Origin of the sequence: Niveispirillum sp. (assembly GCF_017996735.1) — a bacterium.
Taxonomy (GTDB): Bacteria; Pseudomonadota; Alphaproteobacteria; order Azospirillales; family Azospirillaceae; genus Niveispirillum.
In genome coordinates, this window is the sequence record NZ_JAGOGJ010000124.1 from 1 (window position 1) to 18,591 (window position 18,591).

Below are 18,591 nucleotides of genomic sequence, written 5' to 3' on the forward strand. Positions count from 1 at the left end.
ACCCGGTACCTACCGCCCCACCTTCTTCAATCCCGCCGAATGGGCCTTCCTGACCGTTGCCTGCGATCACCTGATTCCGGCCGATGAACACGGGCCTGGCGCGCTTGAAGCCGGTGTGCCGGAATTCATCGACCGGCACATGCGCACCCCCTTTGCCGCCGGTGAGATCTGGTACATGCAGGGCCCGTTCATTGAGGCGGCGCCTGAATTCGGCTATCAGGGCCGCCTGCCATTGCGCGACCTGCTGCGCGCCGGCATGGTGTCCTTCGATCAGCATTGCCGGCAGCATTTCGACGGCAAAATCTTCGCCGACCTGACACAGCCTCAGCAGAACGACCTGCTGAAACAGGCCGAAGGCGGCAAGCTGGAGCTGGAGGGCATTTCCTCCAAAAGCTTTTTCACCTTCCTGCTGAATGAGGTGCGCTACGGCTATTTCGCCGACCCGTCGCATGGTGGCAATCGCGGCATGGGGGGCTGGAAGATGATCGGCTATCCCGGTGTGCGCGCTGACTATCTGGATTGGGTCGGGGTGCGTGACCGCCCCTATCCCTTGCCACCCGTAAATCTGGCCGGGCAGAGGGGTTGATCCATGGCGACGAAACAGAAGGTGGATGCCGTCATCGTCGGCATGGGCTGGACCGGTGCCATCATGGCCAAGGAACTGACCGATGCCGGCCTGAATGTCGTGGTGCTGGAGCGCGGCCCCGACCGGTCAACCCAGCCCGACTTCGCCTACCCGCGCGTGGTGGACGAGCTTGAAGGCTCTGTCCACCGCAAGTTCCTGCAGGGTCTGGCGCAGGAGACGGTGACCATCCGCCACAGCGCCGATCAGGTGGCCGCCCCCTATCGCCAGATCGGCTCCTTCAAACCCGGCACCGGCGTGGGCGGAGCGGGTACCCACTGGTCGGGCTGCCATTTCCGGGCCTTGCCGGAGGATTTCAGCCTGCGCAGCAATGTCGTGCAGCGCTATGGCCGCAATTTCATTCCCGAGGAAATGACCATCCAGGACTTCCCCGTCACGTACGAGGACCTGGAACCGCATTTCGACCATTTCGAATATGTCTGCGGCACGTCGGGCCGGGGTGGGGTGATCAAGGGCACGCGCCAGGAAGGCGGCAATCCGTTCGAAGGCTCCCGGTCGCGCGACTTCCCGCTAGGCCCCAACCCGGATTACCTGGGGGCGGAGCTGTTCTACAAGGCAGCGGGGGAGGCGGGGTATCATCCCTTTCCGATCCCGGCATCCAACGCTTCCGGGCCGTACGTGAACCCCTATGGCTGCCAGATCGGCAAGTGCAATTTCTGTGGCTTCTGTTCCGATTATGGCTGCCTGAATTATTCCAAGGCCAGCCCCAATATCTGCATCCTGCCCGTCCTGCGCCAGCGCAAGAATTTCGAACTGCGCACCCATGCCCAGGTGCTGCGCGTCAACCTTGACGACACGAAGACACGGGCCACCGGCGTCACCTATCTGGATGGAGAGGGGCGGGAGGTGGAACAGCCGGCGGACATCGTCCTGCTCTGTGCCTTTCAGCTCTACAATGTCCATCTGATGCTGCTGTCGGGCATCGGCACGCCCTATGACCCGGTTTCCAATACCGGCACGGTTGGCCGCAACTACTCCTACCAGAACCTCAACCGCGTGGTGCTGTTCTTTGATGAGGAGGTGCAGGCCAATCCCTTCATCGGTATCGGCGGTGGCGGCGTCACCTTCGACGATCTGAACGGCAACCAGTTGGACAATGGCAAAGCCGGGTTCGTGGGCGGCGGTATCATCTGGGCGCGCCAGCCCGGCGCCGGACCCATTCGCGGCATCAATGTGCCCAAGGGCACGCCCGGCTGGGGCAGCGACTGGAAGAAGGCGGTGAAAGAGAGCTTCCGCCATAATTTCTATTACGAGGTCCAGGGCGCCTGCATGTCCTACCGCCAGCATTATCTGGACCTGGACCCGACCTACAAGGACGGGTTCGGCCGGCCGCTGCTGCGCATGACCTTCAACTGGCACCCAAACGAGGTGAAGGCGGCACAGTTCCTGGTCGGAAAGGCCGTGGACATGTGCAAGACCCTCAACCCCAAGACCATCTCCGCCGAAAGCAAGGAGCCGGGGGCGAAGTACAACACCACCCAGTATCAGAGTACCCATACCTGCGGCGGCGCCATCATGGGGGCCGATCCGAAGACATCGGCCCTGAACCGCTATTTGCAGTCCTGGGACGTGCATAATGTCTTCGCACCCGGCGCCAATGCCTTTCCGCAGAACAATGGCTACAACCCGACGGGCATGGTTGGCGCGCTGGCCTATTGGTCGGCCAAGGCCATCCGGGAACAATATGTGAAAAATCCCGGCCCTCTGGTCCAGGCATAGGGAGGGGACGATGCGCAAGATACTGCTCACCCTGCTGATCATCCTGGTCCTGCTGGGCATCGGCGCCCTGGTCTTCGCCTTCTGGCCCACCAACTCCCGCCCCGTGGCGGTGCCGGCCGGCGGAATGGCGGACGCCGGTCTGAAGGAACGCGGCCATTATTTGGCTTTGGCGGCCGATTGCGGGGCCTGCCACACCAAGCCGGGGGAAGCACCCTTCTCCGGCGGCTTGCCGCTCGCCTCCCCGGTTGGCGTGATCTATTCCAGCAACATCACGCCGGACAAGGAAACCGGTATCGGCGATTACAGCCTGGATGATTTCGCCCGTGCCGTGCGCCATGGCATTACGCCTGCCGGCGCCACGCTCTATCCGGCCATGCCCTACCCGTCCTACGCCATCATGCCGGACGCCGACATTGCCGCCCTCTACGCCTATTTCACGCAAACTGTCCCGGCTGTGCGGGCGGAGAACCGGTCGGCGGAGATCACCTGGCCGCTATCCATGCGCTGGCCCCTGTCGATCTGGCGCAAGCTCTACGCCCCCGATCCGGATCAGGTGACCTTCGATCCCGCCCGCTATACCGATCCGGTGATCGCGCGCGGCGCCTATCTGGTGCTGGGGCCGGGCCATTGCGGCGCCTGCCATACGCCGCGTGCCATCACCTTGCAGGAAGTGGCGCTGGATGAACGTTCCACCGACTATCTGTCCGGCGGGCCGGTCATCGATGGCTGGGTGGCCGTCAATCTGCGCGGCGACAATGCCGACGGGCTGGGCACCTGGAGTGTGGAGGATATCGCCGCCACCCTGCGCGGCGCGCGCAATCCCCACCATGCCGTCATCGGCAAGCCGATGCAGCAGGTGGTGACCGACAGCATGCAGCACATGACCGACGATGACCGTCTGGCCATCGCTGCCTATCTGAAAAGCCTGCAGGGTTCCGGCCGCTCCAAATCGGAATTCGTGGCCGATATAGGCACGACCAAGGCCTTGGCCGCAGGGCAGGAACCGGAGGTCGGCGCGGAGATCTATCTCGACAATTGCGCCGCCTGTCACCGGACCAATGGGATGGGTGACGAGCGGGTCTTCCCCCGCATTGCCGGTAATCCCACCGTGCTGGCCGATGATCCGGCGTCGCTGATCCGTCTGGTCCTGGCCGGCAGTTCGCTGCCCGGCACGCAGACGGCTCCCTCACGCCTGGGCATGCCCGGTTTCGACTGGCGTCTGTCAGACACACAGGTCGCCGAACTGCTCACCTTCATCCGCCGCGGCTGGGGTAACCGGGCGGATGCCGTCAGCGCCGATCAGGTGGCCGATGTGCGAAAGACCATCGCGGATGAGCGCAAAGGTGAGGGCACGGCAGCCAGCCTCGCGGAACGCAAATAGCCGGGGCGAGGGGGGGCCGGAACATCGCCGCCCCCCCTGGTCCGGGTGATCCGTCGGCGGCGATCAGTTCTGTGCCACGGTGCTCTGGCCTCCAGGGGGGAACGGGCTGTCCTTGTCACCGGGCAGCAGCATCTGCGGCACTTGTCTGAACTTGTAGCTGCCATCCTTGCGCCGCTTCAGGCGATAGACCATGTCAAACCGCTCCCCCGGCCAGATGGTGGGAATGTCCTGCGGATTGGCGATGCTGATCAGCTTGCCCAGCGCCGCACAGATATCGGCCATCGCCTCATGCTGCCAGGCCACCAGCACCACGCCCCGCTTCGCCACCAGCGCCATGGCCAGTTGGTTGAGCTGTTTCTTGGAGATGCCGGTATCGAACGGCACTTTCGGCGTTGGCGCTGGGGGTGTGGTGAACAGGCTCTCCTGGTCGGTGATGCCGTTCAGCAGGGCGGCGAGTGGTGCAACGGTCTGCATCGGGCGCAGGCTGCCCTTCTGCCCGTCATCGTCCAGGGACGCGAAAATGGCGTCCGGCGAGGGCAGCTTGCCGTTGCCGAACAGGCGGCACAATGCACCGGCTCGCTGCCAGCCGAAGGGCGTCAGGCTCTCGGCGCTCTTCTTGCCAGCATAGGTGACGCCATTGACACCGTCCGCCGGTTTCTCGGCATGCCGGATCAGCATGATGACTTCCGGTCCTTTTTGCGCCGCACCCTTGGTCATTGCTCCCCCTCGTGATTCCTGGTGTGGAACGCTTATTTATCGTCTTCCAGCATTCCATGGGCACGATGCCACGCCTCCAGGGATTGCTCTGGATAGGTGTCGTGGCAGGTGTCGCCGCTGGCCGTGTCGATATTCACCCAGTTCGCCTTTGACCCCAGCATCATATGCACATTCTCCGGCGGCGTGGGCAGCTTGCTGTCGATGGCGCTGGCGAAAGGATGCACATAATCGGGCCATGCCGGATCATAGACCCACAGGGCCGATCCACAGTGCCGGCAGAAGCGTCGCTCGCCTTTGCTTTGCTTGCCGTCGATGGTGGCGTGGAACATCGTGATGTTCTCCGCTCCCTCCACCGCCAGCGTATCGGCCTTGGCCCCCAGATTGATGGCATACCCCCCGCCACCGGCGGTCTTGCGGCAGATCGAGCAATAGCACCGCAGATAGGGGGCCGGGGCATAGGCGGTGACAGTGAAACGCACGGCCCCGCAATGGCACGATCCGTTCAATTTCATGCCCCATCCCCTACGCGGGGCTGGTCTCGTGGCGCTTCCTGCCAGTGGGGGTAGGTGACATATGCAGTGACGGCACCCTGTGCGTGGGAACGGATGGTGACGTTCTCTCCCTTGGGCATATAGACGATTTCGCCGGGGCCGGCATCGATGGTGCCGTCCTCCGTCGAGACGGACAGCCGGCCTTCCAGGATCACCATCACATCGTGAACAGCGATCCTTTCCACCAGCGCTTCGTTGGGGCCGTAACGGCCGAAACCGATGGTAAGCGGACCGCCATGGCGCTGGTCGATGACATTGCCGGCGAACACCTCCCCGTCCTGTCCGGGCGAGCGTTCCAGCGAGGCGTCCTCTATCGCGAATTTATGGACAGCCATGGCGCGTTCCTCCTCAGCCGTTGACGATGATACCGCCATTGGGATGCAGCACCTGGCCCGACATGTAGCTGGCATCCTCGCAGGCCAGGAACAGGAAGGATGGCGCCACCTCGTTCGGCTGGCCGGGGCGACCCATGGGCGTGTCTTCGCCGAAATGCTCCAGCTTCTCCTCGCTGGCGCCGCCGCACGGGTTGAGCGGCGTCCAGATCGGGCCGGGGGCCACCGCGTTGACGCGGATACCGTCGCCCACGAGGTTTTCCGACAGGGACCGGGTGAAGGCGGTAATCGCCCCCTTGGTGGCGCTGTAATCCAGCAGCTCGCTGCTGCCCTTGTACATGGTGACAGAGGTGCAGTTGATGATGGCCGCACCCGGTTTCAGGTGTGGCCGCACCGCCTGGGTCAGGTAGAACATGGCGAAGATGTTGGTCTGGAAGGTGCGCTGGAGCTGTTCTTCCGTGATGTCGATGATGTCCTTGTCCGGGTGCTGCTCCCCGGCATTGTTGACCAGGATGTCGATGCGACCGAAGGCGGCGATCGTTTGCTCGGCAATGCGATCGCAGGCCTGTTTGGCGCCGATATCTGTCTTGATGGTGAGGGCCCGGCGGCCCTCTGCCTCCACGATCCGCCGGGTTTCCTGCGCGTCCTCATCCTCCAGCAGATAGACGATGACGATGTCGGCCCCCTCGCGGGCATAGAGGGCGGCGACCGCCCGGCCGATGCCGCTGTCCGCACCGGTGATGATGGCCACCTTGTCCATCAGACGGCCGGAGCCGGGATAGCGTGGCTGCCATTCCGGCTTGGGGGTAAGCCGGCTTTCATGGCCGGGCAGGGCGTCCTCTTGGATCATTGGCTGGATCGTGCCCATGGGATGGCTCCTTCGCCGGGAAAAAGGATTTCCGCCGCTCACAGCAGCTTGTCGAGGGTGATCGGCAGGTCACGGATGCGCTTGCCGGTGGCGTTGTAGATGGCGTTGGCGACGGCGGCGCCGGTGCCGGTTATGCCGATCTCCCCTACGCCGCGCGCACCCATGGGGGTGTGCGGGTCGGGGATGTCGGTCCAGATCACGTCGATCTCCGGCACGTCCAGATGTACAGGCACGTGATAGTCCGCGAGGTTGGCATTCATGATGCGTCCCTTGCGCTCATCGAACTGCGTCTCCTCCATCAGGGCCAGGCCCAGCCCCATGATGATGCCGCCGCGGAACTGGCTGGCCGCCGTCTTCGGGTTGAGGATGCGGCCGCAATCAAAGGAACCCAGGAAGCGGCTGATCCGCGGCTCGCCCGTCACGATGTTGACGCGGGCCTCGCAGAACATCGCGCCATGGCTGTGCATTGACCAATGCATGGTCTCCAACGGTGGCGGCGGGCTCGCCTCCACCCGGACTTCCTCCCGCCGGGCCCGGCCCAGGATGGCGGCATAGCTGTCATAGCGGTCGGGCTCGTCCAACTTGCAGAGGCCGGCGTCGCGGCTGCCCACCTCGTCCGGCTTCAGCCCGGCCAGGGGGGAGCTGTTGCCGGCCAGGGCCACCAGCTCCTTCTTCAGCGCGTCATAGGCGGCCAGGATGGAGGCGCCGGTGGCGGCCGTCTGCTGCGACCCGCCGGCCATGATGAGCCCCGGCAGGGTGCTGTCGCCGTAATTGAAACGGATCATGTCGATGGACAGGCCCAACCGTTCGGCCGTCACCTGGCTTTGCACGGTGGCGGTGCCCATACCCATCTCATGCACCGCGACATCGACCGTTACATGGCCATCGCTTGTCAGGGTCAGGCGCGCGGCCCCACCCGGCATGCGGTAATAGGGATATGTGGCCGTGGCGCAGCCCATGCCGACCAGCCACTCGCCCTCGCGCACGGTGCCCGGAACGGGCTTGCGCCGGTGCCAGCCGAAACGCTCGGCACCCGTGCGCCAGGCCTGGGCGATATGGCGGGCGGAAAAGGGCAGGCCGGAGGTCGGGTCCTTCTCCGGCTCATTGCGCAGACGCAATTCGATCGGGTCCATACCCAGCTTTTCCGCCAGCTCATCCATGGCGGATTCAAGCGCGAAGGTGCCCACCGCTTCACCCGGTGCCCGCATGAAGGTGTTGCCCAGCATGTCCAGTTCCACATGCCGGACATCCAGCAGGATATTGTCGGCAGCATAGGCGCTGCGGGTGGGCAGGATGAAGGGTTCGGGCATGGCGTTGTGCGGGGTCTTCACGGTCAGGCCGCTATGGATCAGCGCTGTCAGCTTTCCGTCAGCCGTCGCCCCCAGTGCCACCCGCTGTTCGGTCGGCGACCGGCCGCCCACGATGCGATAGACGCCTTCGCGCGACAGCATCAGGCGCACGGGCCGCCCCGCCATGCGGGCGGCGGCGGCGGCCAGGATATGGTGCTGCCACAGCGATTTGGACCCGAAGCCGCCGCCGACATAGGGGGAGGTGATGATCACCTTCTCCTCCGGTATGTCGAACACCCGCGACAGGGTGAAGGCGCTGTGCGTCACCAGTTGCTGGGCATCATGGACGCGCAGCACACCGCCCTGCCAGAACAGGGTCACGGCATGCAGCTCAATGGGATTATGGTTGTGGCGCGGCGTGGTGTAGGTGGCATCCACCTTGAACGGCGCCTCGGCCAATGCCGCCTCGGCATCGCCGCTTTCATTGTGCAGGGGCTGGCCCATGAATTGCGACTGCGTCGTCCCCTCTGCCCGTGCTGCGGCGATGGAGATTTGTGCATCTTCCTCTATATAGGTGGCACGGATCAGGGAGGCGGCGTGGTCGGCCTGTTCCTGTGTTCCGGCCAGGATCAGGGCGATGGGCTGGCCATTCCAATGGATGCGGTCATCCTGCATCACCGGCAGATTGTCGCCGGCGGCCGCCTTCTCCTCCGACAGGAACAAGGGTGGAGGTTGCAGGCGCGGCGCGTTGTGGTGGGTCATCACCAGCACCACGCCCGGCGCCTTCTCCGCCCGCGCGATATCCAGTGACCGGATGCGGCCCTTGGCGATGGTGCTGTAGGCCAGGGCGGCATAGACCATGTCCGGCAGGGGGAATTCTGCCGCGAAAGCAGCCTTGCCGGTGACCTTCAACGGGCCGTCCAGGCGCGATACCGGCGCGCCGATCAGACCGTGCTTGCTGTGCATCAGGGGGTCGGGTTGACCACCGGGGACCCAACTGTCGGGCGCCAGCGCCACGGCCTTGGTCATCACCGCCTGGGCCATGCCCTGGACGGCCTGCTTGGCTTGATCGAGGAGGTTCATGCGTTCTCTCCCGTCAATTCGCCCAGGGTGGCGGTGATGGTGCGGATGGCCAGCGGGACCTTGAAGCCGTTGTCGCGCAGCGGCTGGGCGTCCAGAAGTTCTGCTTCGGCAGCGGCACGAAAATTCTCCGGCGTGGCCTGGCGCCCGCGCAGTGCCGCTTCGGCCGTACTGGCGCGCCAGGGCTTATGAGCCACGCCGCCAAGGGCGATGCGCACATCGGTGATGATGCCATCCTCCACAGCCAGGACGGCACCGACGGAAACCAGGGCGAAGGCATAGCTGGCCCGGTCGCGGACCTTGCGATAGGTGGAATGCGCACCGGTCGGCAAGGATGGCAGCGCCACGGCGGTGATCAACTCTCCCGGTTCCAGCGTGCTGTCCAGGTCGGGCCGGTCCGCCGGCAACCGATGCAGGTCGGTCAACGCGACGGTGCGTTCGCCCGCCGGTCCCTGGACATGTATCAGCGCATCCAGGGCAGCGAGTGCCACGCACATGTCGGACGGGTGGGTGGCGATGCAGGCGGATGAGGCGCCCAGGATCGCATGCATGCGGTTGAAACCCCCGACGGCGTCGCATCCCTCCCCAGGGCTGCGCTTGTTGCAGCGTGATCCTTCAGGGTCATAGAAATAGGCGCAGCGTGTGCGCTGAAGCAGGTTGCCGCCCACCGTCGCCATGTTGCGGACCTGTGCGGACGCACCGGACAGGATGGCGCGGGCCAGCACCGGATAGGTTTCGCGCACCATACGATGTTCGGCCAGGGCCGTATTGCGGGCGGCGGCACCGATCAGCAACCCGCCCTGATGATCCTCGATCGCGGCGGACAGCCCGGTCACATCGACCAGCGCCTCCGGCCGCTCGATCGTCTCGCGCATCAGATCAACCAGATTGGTGCCGCCGCCCAGATATTTCGTCGCTTCCAGACTGGCCAGCCGCACTGCGTCGGGCACGTCGCTGGCGCGGGCATAGGTGAAGGGGGTCATGCCGCTGCCTCCGCGCTGTCCGGCCCGGTGGACCGGCTGGTTTCCGTATGGATGAAGGTGGCCGCGATGGCATCCATGATGCCGTTATGCGCACCACAGCGGCAGAGATTGCCGCTCATCCGCTCGGCCAGTTCCTCGCGGCTGGCCAGGATCTCATCCAGCAGCAGGTCGGCGGTGACGTGGCTGGGCAGTCCGCGCTCCAGCTCCGCCGCCATGCCGATGGCCGAACAGATCTGGCCGGGGGTGCAATAGCCGCATTGGAACCCGTCATGTTCGATGAAGGCCCGTTGCAGCGGATGAAGATCGCCCCCGGTGGCCAAGCCCTCCACCGTCGTGATCGCCCGCCCCTCATACTGCACCGCCAGCGCCAGGCAGGAGATGATGCGTTCCCCATCGACCAGCACGGTGCAGGCGCCGCAGGCCCCCTGGTTGCAGCCCATTTTGGTGCCGGCGAGATGCAGGTACTCACGCAGCAGGTCGAGAAGCGAGACGCGTGGGTCGTCAGGCAACGACACGGCCGCACCGTTGATGATGATGGGCATGGCAACCTCTCTGCCGGTGGGGCGGCGATCAGCCGTCGGTCAAGGTTCTGTCCGGCTCAGCGGCGCGCCGCGATCAACGCGGCCCCCAGGCCCAGCAGCGCCAGGCCTGCCGGTACCCAGAGGCGCTGTTGCCATTTCTGCGTTCCGGCTTTTGGCGCAGCAGGCGGTGCCGTGCGTGAAGGTTTGCCCGCTGGCGAGGCAGGCGTGATCCCAGGCACGTCCAGCGTTGCGGCAGGGCGGGTGCCGGCGGTCTTGATGTCCGCACCCGGTGGCGGTGCTGCCTTCAGCGATGGGACCTGATCGCCGGTGGTGCCCCGGTCAAACTCCGTCCCGGGCTTGTCGGATCGTGTCATGGCTTCCTCCGCATTTTACAGGTGGCCGGTGATAAACGGCGGTGAAGGAAGGGGGTTCCCCTTCAAGGCGCCGATGAGGGACCGTTGCCCCCGATGATCCGATATTGATGGTCCGGGTGCCTTTTCCGGGGTGGCCTATCCGGGAATGCAGGATGGCCTCATCAGACAAGGCCGAACACGGCGAATTTCTGGTCCCCGTCCATCCAAACACGATCGCATTGCCAACCGCTTCCGGCCGCCAGCGCGGCGAAGGAGGCGATGCTGTATTTGCGGGAACTTTCCGTATGGATCGTCTCGCCGGCTTGGAAGCGGAAAGGCCGGCCGGCAACCACCACGGTCTGCGGCACCATGCTTTCCAGATGCATCTCGACGGCTCCTTCCGGCTCGTTCCAGACGGCGCGGTGCCGGAAGCGGTCGGGCGCGAAGGTGCCATCCAGTTCCCGATTGATGCGCTGGAGAAGGTTGAGATTGAACGCGGCAGTGACGCCCTGGCTGTCATCATAGGCGTCGATCAGCATGCCGACATCCTTCTTCAGGTCCACCCCGATGATGCAACGCCCGGTGCCCCCGACATGTCGCCGCAGCCGCGCCAGGAAGGAGGCGGCCTCATCGGGATCGAGATTGCCGATGGTGGAGCCGGGGAAGAAGCCGAAACGGTTGGCGGTAGGGATCGAGGAAGGCAGGTGCAGGTCGGCCGTGAAGTCGCCGACGATGGGCAGAGTCCTCAGGCTGGGGAACTGCCTTGCCAGCCGTTCGGCCGTCTGTTGCAGGAAATCGGCGGCAATGTCGATGGGCACATAGAGGCGCAGCGATGGCAGGGCGTCGATAACGATCCGGGTCTTGATGCCGGCACCCGCGCCATATTCCAGCATCACCGCATCATCACCGCAGAACGCGGCGATCTCTTCGGCATTGTCGGTCAGGATCGCTGTTTCAGTCCGCGTCGGGTAATATTCGGGCAGCCTGGTGATTTCCTCGAACAACGCGCAGCCCCGGTCGTCGTAAAGCCAGCGCGGCGGCAGCGTCTTGCGGGGGCGGGACAGGCCGGACAGCACATCGTGCCGGAAGCTGGCCAGTTGGGTATCGATGAGGGTGATATCACGGGGCATCAGATATCCTCCGCCAATCGCAGGCCTGAAAATTGCCAGCGGGCATGGGGTGGGAAGAAGTTGCGGTAGGTGGCGCGGACATGGCCCTCGGGCGTGGCGCAGGAACCGCCGCGCAGGACGAACTGTCCGGACATGAACTTGCCATTATATTCGCCGACCGCACCGGCCGCCGGGCGGAAGCGCGGATAGGGCAGGTAGGCGCTGCGCGTCCATTCCCAGACATCGCCGAACATCTGGCGCAAGCCCTCACCTGGCGTGGCGGGAAGCGGCGTCAGCCGCTCCGACCCGGCGAAATTGCCCGCGATGGGCAAGGGACGGGCGGCATGTTCCCATTCCGCCTCCGTCGGCAAGCGTTTGCCCGCCCAGGTGGCAAAGGCGTCGGCCTCGAAATAGCTGACATGGGTGACGGGCGCGGCCGGTTCGACGGGTTGCCGGCCATGCAGCGTCATGGTCTGGAATTCGCCGTCCCGCTCCTGCCAGTAGAGGGGGGCCGTCCATCCCCCCTCCTTGACCGCTGCCCATCCGTCCGACAGCCACAGCAGCGGATCGCGATAGCCGCCATCCGCGATGAAGGCCAGCCATTCGGCATTTGTCACTAGCCGGTCTGCAAGACGGAAAGACTCGATAAGAACCTCATGGTCAGGCCCTTCGCAGTCAAACGCGAAGCCCTGTCCGGCATGGCCGATACGGGTGATCCCGCCATTGAACGGGATGAACCGGACCGCCGGAGGTGCCGCCGCCTTCGTAGGCGCGGGGTCGGGCTCCCTGAAGCAGGAGGCCAGCGGGTTCTGGGCGAACAGGTGCAGGATGTCGGTGAGCAGCAGTTCCTGGTGTTGCTGCTCATGCTGACAGCCCAGTTCGATCAGATCGGCGACGGCTTTGGGCGCCCCACCAACCAGCAGGGCGATCACGGCATCTGTCACATGCCGCCGATAGTCCAGGATCGCGGCCAGGGACGGCCGGCTCAGCATGCCGCGCCGGGGACGGGCCAGCCGCGCGCCAAGCGTCTCGTAGTAGGAGTTGAACAGGAAGTCGAAGGCGGGGTCGAAGACCCGGTAACCGCTGGCGTGCGGTGCCAGCACCATGGTTTCGAAGAACCAGGTGGTGTGGGCAAGGTGCCATTTGGCGGGGCTCGCATCATCCATCGACTGGACCGTGGCGTCGGCATCGGAAAGCCCATCGATCAGGGCTTCCGTTTGGGTTCTGACTGTCTGGAACAGCAAAACCAACGGATTTTGGAGAACGGGTTGCGGTCCATCCATGGGTCACGAACTCCACCAGAGGGCCTTCGCGTGCGGGACGAATGGCCTCCGGCCGGTTGATCGGCGGGGCAGGCTTGTTCAGGGGAAACACCCATCCCCCGTCCCGGGTTTCATGACTTTTTTTGCCGCTTCCACACGGTCACCGATGCGGGTTCCGATGGATGTCGGGAAACAGGGCGGGAACCGCCTTGTCAGGAGACCGTTACCCGGATGATCTAACTGGGGGAGGGGCCTGTGCCCGAATTGCGCGCCAGCCACAAGGACTGGCATCGCGCCGCCCATGCCGACAATCGATGGGCGCATTTCGTCAATATCGCGCTGGCCGCGGCCCTGGTGTCACGGCGGGGAGCGGCGAAAGGGCAGTATGGCAGTGGGGTCCGGCACATCATTTGAGCGAACGGAAAGGGGCATCCTGTGAAAGGCGATATCCGCATCGGCATCTCCGGATGGACATACGCACCCTGGCGCGACCATTTCTATCCCAAGGGCTTGGTGCAGAAAAAGGAACTGGCTTATGCCAGCCGCACCTTTCCGGCGATCGAGGTCAACGGCACCTTTTACGGTATGCAGAAACCCGCCAGTTTCGCCCGCTGGTCGGACGAGGTGCCTGACGATTTCGTCTTTGCCGTCAAGGCTCCGCGATACATCACCCATGTCACGCGCGTGACCGACCCGCTGCATCCGGTGGCCAACTTCCTGGCGTCGGGTCTGCTGCGCCTGGGGCCCAAGCTTGGCCCGATCCTTTGGCAATTCCCGCCCAGTTTCCGGTATGACGCGGATTTGATGGAAGAATTTCTGGCCCTCCTGCCGCATGGGGCGGAGGCGGCATCCACACTGGCGGCGCGCCATGACGACAACCTGAAAAGCCGTGCGTGGCTTCAGACCGATGGTGTTCGCCGGCTGCGTCACGCCGTGGAGATCAGGCATGAGAGCTTCCGCGATCCGGCGTTCATAAGGCAGTTGCGACGGCACAAGGTGGCCCTGGTTTGCGCCGATACAGTGGAATGGCCGCGGCTGATGGATATCACGGCCGATTTCATCTATTGCCGCCTGCATGGATCGGAGGAACTGTACCGGTCCGGCTATGATGACAAGGCTTTGGATCGCTGGGCCGCCCGCATCCGCGCCTGGAGTGACGGTTGTGAGATGGAGGATGGCGAATTCGCCGGTGATCCGGTCGGCGGGACAGCGATGCCACGTGACGTTTTCGTATTTTTCGACAATACCGACAAGCGCAAAGCCCCGCTGGATGCACAGCGGCTGACGGAAAAGCTCGGGCGGAGATGGGTGCCTTCTCCTGGGGCAGACGAAAACTTGCGGCTGCTGTAGAGTGGCAAGTATACGGATTTTGTAGAGGGAATTTTATTTCTATTCTCATGCATAAATTGTCGTGTCATCGGCCACGATCACGCCATGCAAACGCCAGGCGATCGAGGGGATGCCGTATTACGGGGCTCGGCATATGGGCCAGGCGGCGATCGATCAGTAGCCGAGGACCAGTGCGCGGCATCCGCAGCCCCCCACATATCCCTCTCTGCTGAAGGGATTGGTGATCGATTGCCCAGTCAGGTGTGGTGGGCACAAATCCGTGGTCGGGATGTGGTCTACCGGCGTCCTGTCTGGGGATTGATGATGTTCATTATTCAGCTTATCCCCAACTTTTGCTCAAGCGCTTGAAATTATGATTTTCGGACGGAGCAGCGATTCTGTCCGGTCGAGTATATCCCTCTCGAGTCTGCCTAAAAAATATCGCTGTCGAGTCGCCATAAAAATATAGTCTGGATAAATCCCATCGGGCATCATGGTTAATGGATATGGTTAATAGACTATTATGGGAAGAGTATTGGCACATTTTTTGGATTTTGGGAATTTTTTTAGGGGTACGCGACGGATTTTTGCGCGACATGAGTAAGATAATTTCGTATTTTCCAACCTGACCTTTCGATACGCGCCCCTAGATTGCAGCTAGCGTAAGCTGCCTGTTGACCTTTGGCGATGTTCGCCATGGATATGAATGGGGTGCCTCGTGCGGGGAACGATCGGACAAAAAAAGCTCCGCCAGATGCTGATGGCAGGGGCGTCGCCGGCAATACTTGCTGCGCACCTGATCGTCGTTCTGCCGTCACAAGCCGCAGACATCACCATCAGCAGCTCAATCACCACGGGCACGGTGTGGAGCGGGACGGCGAACCCCAACAGCAACCTGACCATCACGCCGTCCGGCACCATCAACACGGCCAACCCCTATGGTGTGACCATCACCGGGACCGCCGGGTCGACGTTGGGAACATTGCTGAACAGCGGCCAGATCATCGACACTGCGGCCAGCGGGCGCGCCGTCTTCATCTAGGCCGGTTCGGTGGCGGCTATTGTCAACACCGGCAGCATCAGCGGTACCTACGCCCTCTGGAACGACGGCAGCCTGGGCGCGCTGACCAACAGCGGGACGATCGTTGGCGGGATCAACAGCACGGGGACGCTGGGCACCATCGTCAATTCCGGTAGGATTCTGGGCGACGTGTCGACTGCGAACAGGCTGACTTTGGTTGGCGGTTCTTCGGGCACCGTTGGCACTTTCGCTGGCACCGGGACCGTACGGAGTACAATGACGGGTACGGCCGGCATTACGATTACCGGCGGTTCGTTGTTCATCGCCGATCATATCAATGTCGGCAGCGACACCCTATACAGCCAGGGCACCAACCTTACGCTGGCCCCCAATACCACCATCACCGGAAACTATCGTCAGACGCTCACATCTAATACGTTAACCACCAGCGCCTTGACGGTTACCGGCAGAATGACGCTTGCCGGCGGGACCATTATTCCGTCCTTCAGCAACCTCAGCAATTATATCGTGGGCACGGCAGCGTCCGTGCTTTATTCGCCTACCGGAATTACAAATCTCGGCGCCAGCTTCGGTACTGCGGTCGCGCCAACCGGCGCCCGTTTCAGCAATATCGGGGCGTCAGGCACGACATTGGTCTACTTTAATCCTCTGATGGATTATGTGGGCGGCAACCTTGAGTCCATCACTGTCGGCAGTACCATTCTCAATGGTACGTCGACGATATATCCTACGGCGATTTATATCGCCAGTACGGGCAATCTCGGCACACTCAGCAATACTGGCACGATCCGTGGCGATATCGTCAACCTCAGTGCCCATGATCTGAACATCAAGGGTGGTACTCTCACCACTATTGGTACGTTAACCGGTTATAGTAATTCAATCGGTACAATTACAAATACGCTTTCCAACATAAACCTTATCTCTGGCAATATCAGACTTATTAATAATATCAATGTTGGAACTAACACGTTCACCAATAATGGCGGACAATTGAGCTTTAATACACTTGGAACAACAAGTGTTATGGGTAATTTTGCCCAGACCGGCGGTGTTTTGGCCTTGAACAATGCGCGGCTCGCTGTCAGCGGCAGTGCAAGTATCACCGGCGGCACTATCCTCGCCAGCGTTATATCAACCAACAACTATGTTGTCGGCGACACGCTGGCGTCGTCCATGGTGACGTTGATTTCCGCCGGGGCTGCGTCATATTACAATGCAACCTTTTCCAGCTCCATGGTCGGTGTTAGTCTTGGATCTGTCTCGAGTGGAAATGACCTCGTCGTCGCTGTACTGAATGATTACATCGGTGGTACCTACGGGACCATTCTGAATACCGGGACTCTGAGCGCGCCGACAGCCGTGTATATCGCCAGTACCGGTACGCTGGGCGCCTTGTCCAATACCGGTATCATCCAGGGCAATATCACCAATAATTCAGTTCGCGATTTGACGATTGTCGGCACCGGCGGCACCCTGACGGGCCAGTCCGGCATGGGCACGATCCTCAACACGCTGTCCAATGTGGTGCTGTCATCGGGCAGTCAGTTCCTGAACCACGCGGTCAACGTCGCCGGCCATACACTGGTCAATGACGGCACGGCGCTTACCCTTAACAGTATCGTCAACGTCACCGGCAACTATGCGCAGACCGGCGGCTCGCTGGCCCTTGGCGCCAACAGCGGATTGGTGGTCAGCGGGGCGGCCAGCATCACCGGCGCCACCATCACGGCCAACCTGTCGGCCACCGGCAACTATCTGACACCGGGCGGGGCCACCCTGGTCGGCGCTGGCGCGGCCTCCAGCTATGCCAGCATCGTTGCCACCAGCAATTCCATTACTGGCCTTGTGTCGTCCGGCAGCACTGTCGTCGGCAACAGCCTGCTGCTGAGCTTCGCCAACAACTATGTCGGCGGCACGCTGGCGACCCTGACCAATACCGGCACCGTCAGCGCCGCCACCGCGGTCTATATCGCCGCCACCGGCAATCTCGGCACCCTGGTCAATAGCGGCCTTCTGGCTGGCGACATCAAGAATCTGTCGGCGCAGGACCTGACCATCGCCGGTGCCGGCGGCACCCTGACCGGTCAGTCCGGCATGGGCACCATCCTCAATACCCTGTCCAACGTGGTGCTGGCGTCCGGCAGCCAGTTGCTGAATAACGCGGTGAATGTTGACACCGGCACGGTCACGAATGCCGGTGCCGCCGTCTCGCTCAACACTGTCGTCAACATCACCGGCAATTACAGCCAGACCGCGGGTTCCTTGATCCTGGGCGCCGAAGGCCAACTGGTGGTCAGCGGGGCGGCCAGCATTACCGGTGGCACCATTGCGGCCAGTCTGGCGGCGACCGGCAACTACGTGCCCGGCGTGCAGACGACCTTGCTGTCTGCCGGTTCCGCCTCGGCGGTCAGCGCAGTGGTGACGGCCAGCGGAATTACCGGCCTGCAGACCGGGAGCACGCTGGTCGGCAATAATCTGCTGCTGACCTACAATAACGCCTATGTCGGCGGCACCCTGGCGACCATGACCAACAGCGGCACCATCAGCGCCGCCACGGCTGTCTATATCGCCGCCACCGGCAATCTCGGCACTCTGGTCAATAGCGGCCTTCTGGCTGGCGACATCAAGAATCTGTCGGCGCAGGACCTGACCATCACCGGCACGGGCGGTACCCTGACCGGTCAGTCCGGCATGGGCACCATCACCAACACGCTATCCAACGTGGTGCTGGCATCCGGCAGCCAGTTGCTGAATAACGCGGTCAATGTCGCCGGCCATACGCTGGTCAACAACGATGTTGCGCTGTCGCTCAATACCCTGGTCAACGTCACCGGTGACTATGCGCAGACCGGCGGCTCGCTGATCCTTGGGGCCGACAGCGGACTGGTGGTCAGCGGGGCGGCCAGCATCACCGGCGCCTCCGTGACGGCCAGCCTGTCGACCGCCGGCAACTATCTGATATCGGGCGGGGCCACCCTGGTAGCTGCCGGCGCGGCCTCCAGCTATGCCAGCATTGTCGCCACCAGCAATTCCATTACCGGCCTTGTGTCGTCCGGCAGCACCGTCGTCGGCAACAACCTGCTGCTGAGCTTCGCCAACAACTATGTCGGCGGCACGCTGGCGACCCTGACCAATACCGGCACCGTCAGCGCCGCCACCGCGGTCTATATCGCAGCCACCGGCAATCTTGGCACCGTGGTTAACAGTGGTCTGCTGGCTGGCGATATCAAGAACCTGTCGGCGCAGGACCTGACCATCACGGGCGGTACATCGGGGACCATTGGCACCCTGACCGGTCAGTCCGGCATGGGCACGATCCTCAACACGCTGAGCAACGTCGTCTTTGCGTCGGGCAATCTGCTGCTGAATGATCGTGTCATCGCCACCGGCCATACGGTCAGCAATATCG

Annotated in this window: 17 protein-coding genes; 7 read left to right on the plus strand and 10 right to left on the minus strand. The window is 63.0% G+C overall.

Annotation, left to right across the window (positions count from 1 at the left end; genetic code table 11):
• The 3 genes from KBA48_RS26155 to KBA48_RS26165 all read left to right on the plus strand — a co-directional run.
• A partial coding sequence (locus KBA48_RS26155; protein WP_292911631.1) for a gluconate 2-dehydrogenase subunit 3 family protein occupies nt 1-586 on the plus strand: 586 nt, incomplete at its 5' end.
• A gap of 3 nt (nt 587-589) precedes the next feature.
• Complete coding sequence (locus KBA48_RS26160) at nt 590-2,362, plus strand: GMC family oxidoreductase (protein ID WP_292911632.1); 1,773 nt, start codon at nt 590-592, stop codon at nt 2,360-2,362.
• A 10-nt stretch (nt 2,363-2,372) separates the two neighbouring features.
• Nucleotides 2,373-3,743: a cytochrome c gene (locus KBA48_RS26165; RefSeq protein ID WP_292911633.1), complete on the plus strand. Its 1,371-nt coding sequence runs from the start codon at nt 2,373-2,375 to the stop codon at nt 3,741-3,743.
• A gap of 63 nt (nt 3,744-3,806) precedes the next feature.
• Here the strand turns inward: KBA48_RS26165 and KBA48_RS26170 are convergent, their stop codons facing one another.
• The 10 genes from KBA48_RS26170 to egtB all read right to left on the minus strand — a co-directional run bounded on the left by KBA48_RS26170 (nt 3,807) and on the right by egtB (nt 12,829).
• The gene (locus KBA48_RS26170; RefSeq protein ID WP_292911634.1) at nt 3,807-4,421 is read right to left on the minus strand and encodes a phosphoglycerate mutase family protein; all 615 of its coding nucleotides are present in this window, start codon (nt 4,419-4,421) and stop codon (nt 3,807-3,809) included.
• A gap of 71 nt (nt 4,422-4,492) precedes the next feature.
• Nucleotides 4,493-4,972 carry a GFA family protein gene (locus tag KBA48_RS26175; RefSeq protein WP_292911635.1) on the minus strand — a complete coding sequence of 160 codons (480 nt, stop codon included), beginning with the start codon at nt 4,970-4,972 and terminating at the stop codon, nt 4,493-4,495.
• On the minus strand, nt 4,969-5,346 hold the full coding sequence (locus tag KBA48_RS26180) for an AraC family ligand binding domain-containing protein (RefSeq protein ID WP_292911636.1): 378 nt from the start codon (nt 5,344-5,346) through the stop codon (nt 4,969-4,971). The genes KBA48_RS26175 and KBA48_RS26180 overlap by 4 nt, the downstream gene beginning before the upstream one ends.
• Nucleotides 5,347-5,359: 13 nt before the next feature.
• Nucleotides 5,360-6,211, minus strand: coding sequence for an SDR family oxidoreductase (locus KBA48_RS26185; RefSeq protein WP_292911637.1), 852 nt, complete (start codon nt 6,209-6,211; stop codon nt 5,360-5,362).
• A gap of 38 nt (nt 6,212-6,249) precedes the next feature.
• Complete coding sequence (locus KBA48_RS26190; RefSeq protein WP_292911638.1) at nt 6,250-8,583, minus strand: xanthine dehydrogenase family protein molybdopterin-binding subunit; 2,334 nt, start codon at nt 8,581-8,583, stop codon at nt 6,250-6,252.
• Entirely contained in the window at nt 8,580-9,563 is a 984-nt protein-coding gene (locus KBA48_RS26195; protein ID WP_292911639.1) for a xanthine dehydrogenase family protein subunit M, read from the minus strand. The genes KBA48_RS26190 and KBA48_RS26195 overlap by 4 nt, the downstream gene beginning before the upstream one ends.
• The gene (locus tag KBA48_RS26200; protein WP_292911640.1) at nt 9,560-10,105 is read right to left on the minus strand and encodes a 2Fe-2S iron-sulfur cluster-binding protein; all 546 of its coding nucleotides are present in this window, start codon (nt 10,103-10,105) and stop codon (nt 9,560-9,562) included. The genes KBA48_RS26195 and KBA48_RS26200 overlap by 4 nt, the downstream gene beginning before the upstream one ends.
• Before the next feature lie 56 nt (nt 10,106-10,161).
• The gene (locus KBA48_RS26205; RefSeq protein ID WP_292911641.1) at nt 10,162-10,458 is read right to left on the minus strand and encodes a hypothetical protein; all 297 of its coding nucleotides are present in this window, start codon (nt 10,456-10,458) and stop codon (nt 10,162-10,164) included.
• Between the two features lie 161 nt (nt 10,459-10,619).
• Nucleotides 10,620-11,567: an L-histidine N(alpha)-methyltransferase gene (gene egtD, locus KBA48_RS26210; RefSeq protein ID WP_292911642.1), complete on the minus strand. Its 948-nt coding sequence runs from the start codon at nt 11,565-11,567 to the stop codon at nt 10,620-10,622.
• Nucleotides 11,567-12,829: an ergothioneine biosynthesis protein EgtB gene (gene egtB / locus KBA48_RS26215; RefSeq protein WP_292911643.1), complete on the minus strand. Its 1,263-nt coding sequence runs from the start codon at nt 12,827-12,829 to the stop codon at nt 11,567-11,569. Before egtB ends, egtD begins: the two co-directional genes overlap by 1 nt.
• 234 nt (nt 12,830-13,063) lie before the next feature.
• Here egtB and KBA48_RS26220 point away from each other — a divergent pair, with 234 nt between their 5' ends.
• The 4 genes from KBA48_RS26220 to KBA48_RS26235 form a co-directional block, all read left to right on the plus strand.
• On the plus strand, nt 13,064-13,222 hold the full coding sequence (locus tag KBA48_RS26220; protein WP_292911644.1) for a hypothetical protein: 159 nt from the start codon (nt 13,064-13,066) through the stop codon (nt 13,220-13,222).
• Nucleotides 13,223-13,243: 21 nt separating this feature from the next.
• Nucleotides 13,244-14,158 (plus strand): DUF72 domain-containing protein, encoded by a 915-nt coding sequence (locus tag KBA48_RS26225; protein ID WP_292911645.1) that lies wholly within the window; start codon nt 13,244-13,246, stop codon nt 14,156-14,158.
• 733 nt (nt 14,159-14,891) lie between these two features.
• Nucleotides 14,892-15,179: a hypothetical protein gene (locus tag KBA48_RS26230; protein ID WP_292911646.1), complete on the plus strand. Its 288-nt coding sequence runs from the start codon at nt 14,892-14,894 to the stop codon at nt 15,177-15,179.
• A gap of 1,362 nt (nt 15,180-16,541) precedes the next feature.
• On the plus strand, nt 16,542-18,591 hold a 2,050-nt coding region (locus KBA48_RS26235; protein ID WP_292911647.1), incomplete at its 3' end, for a hypothetical protein.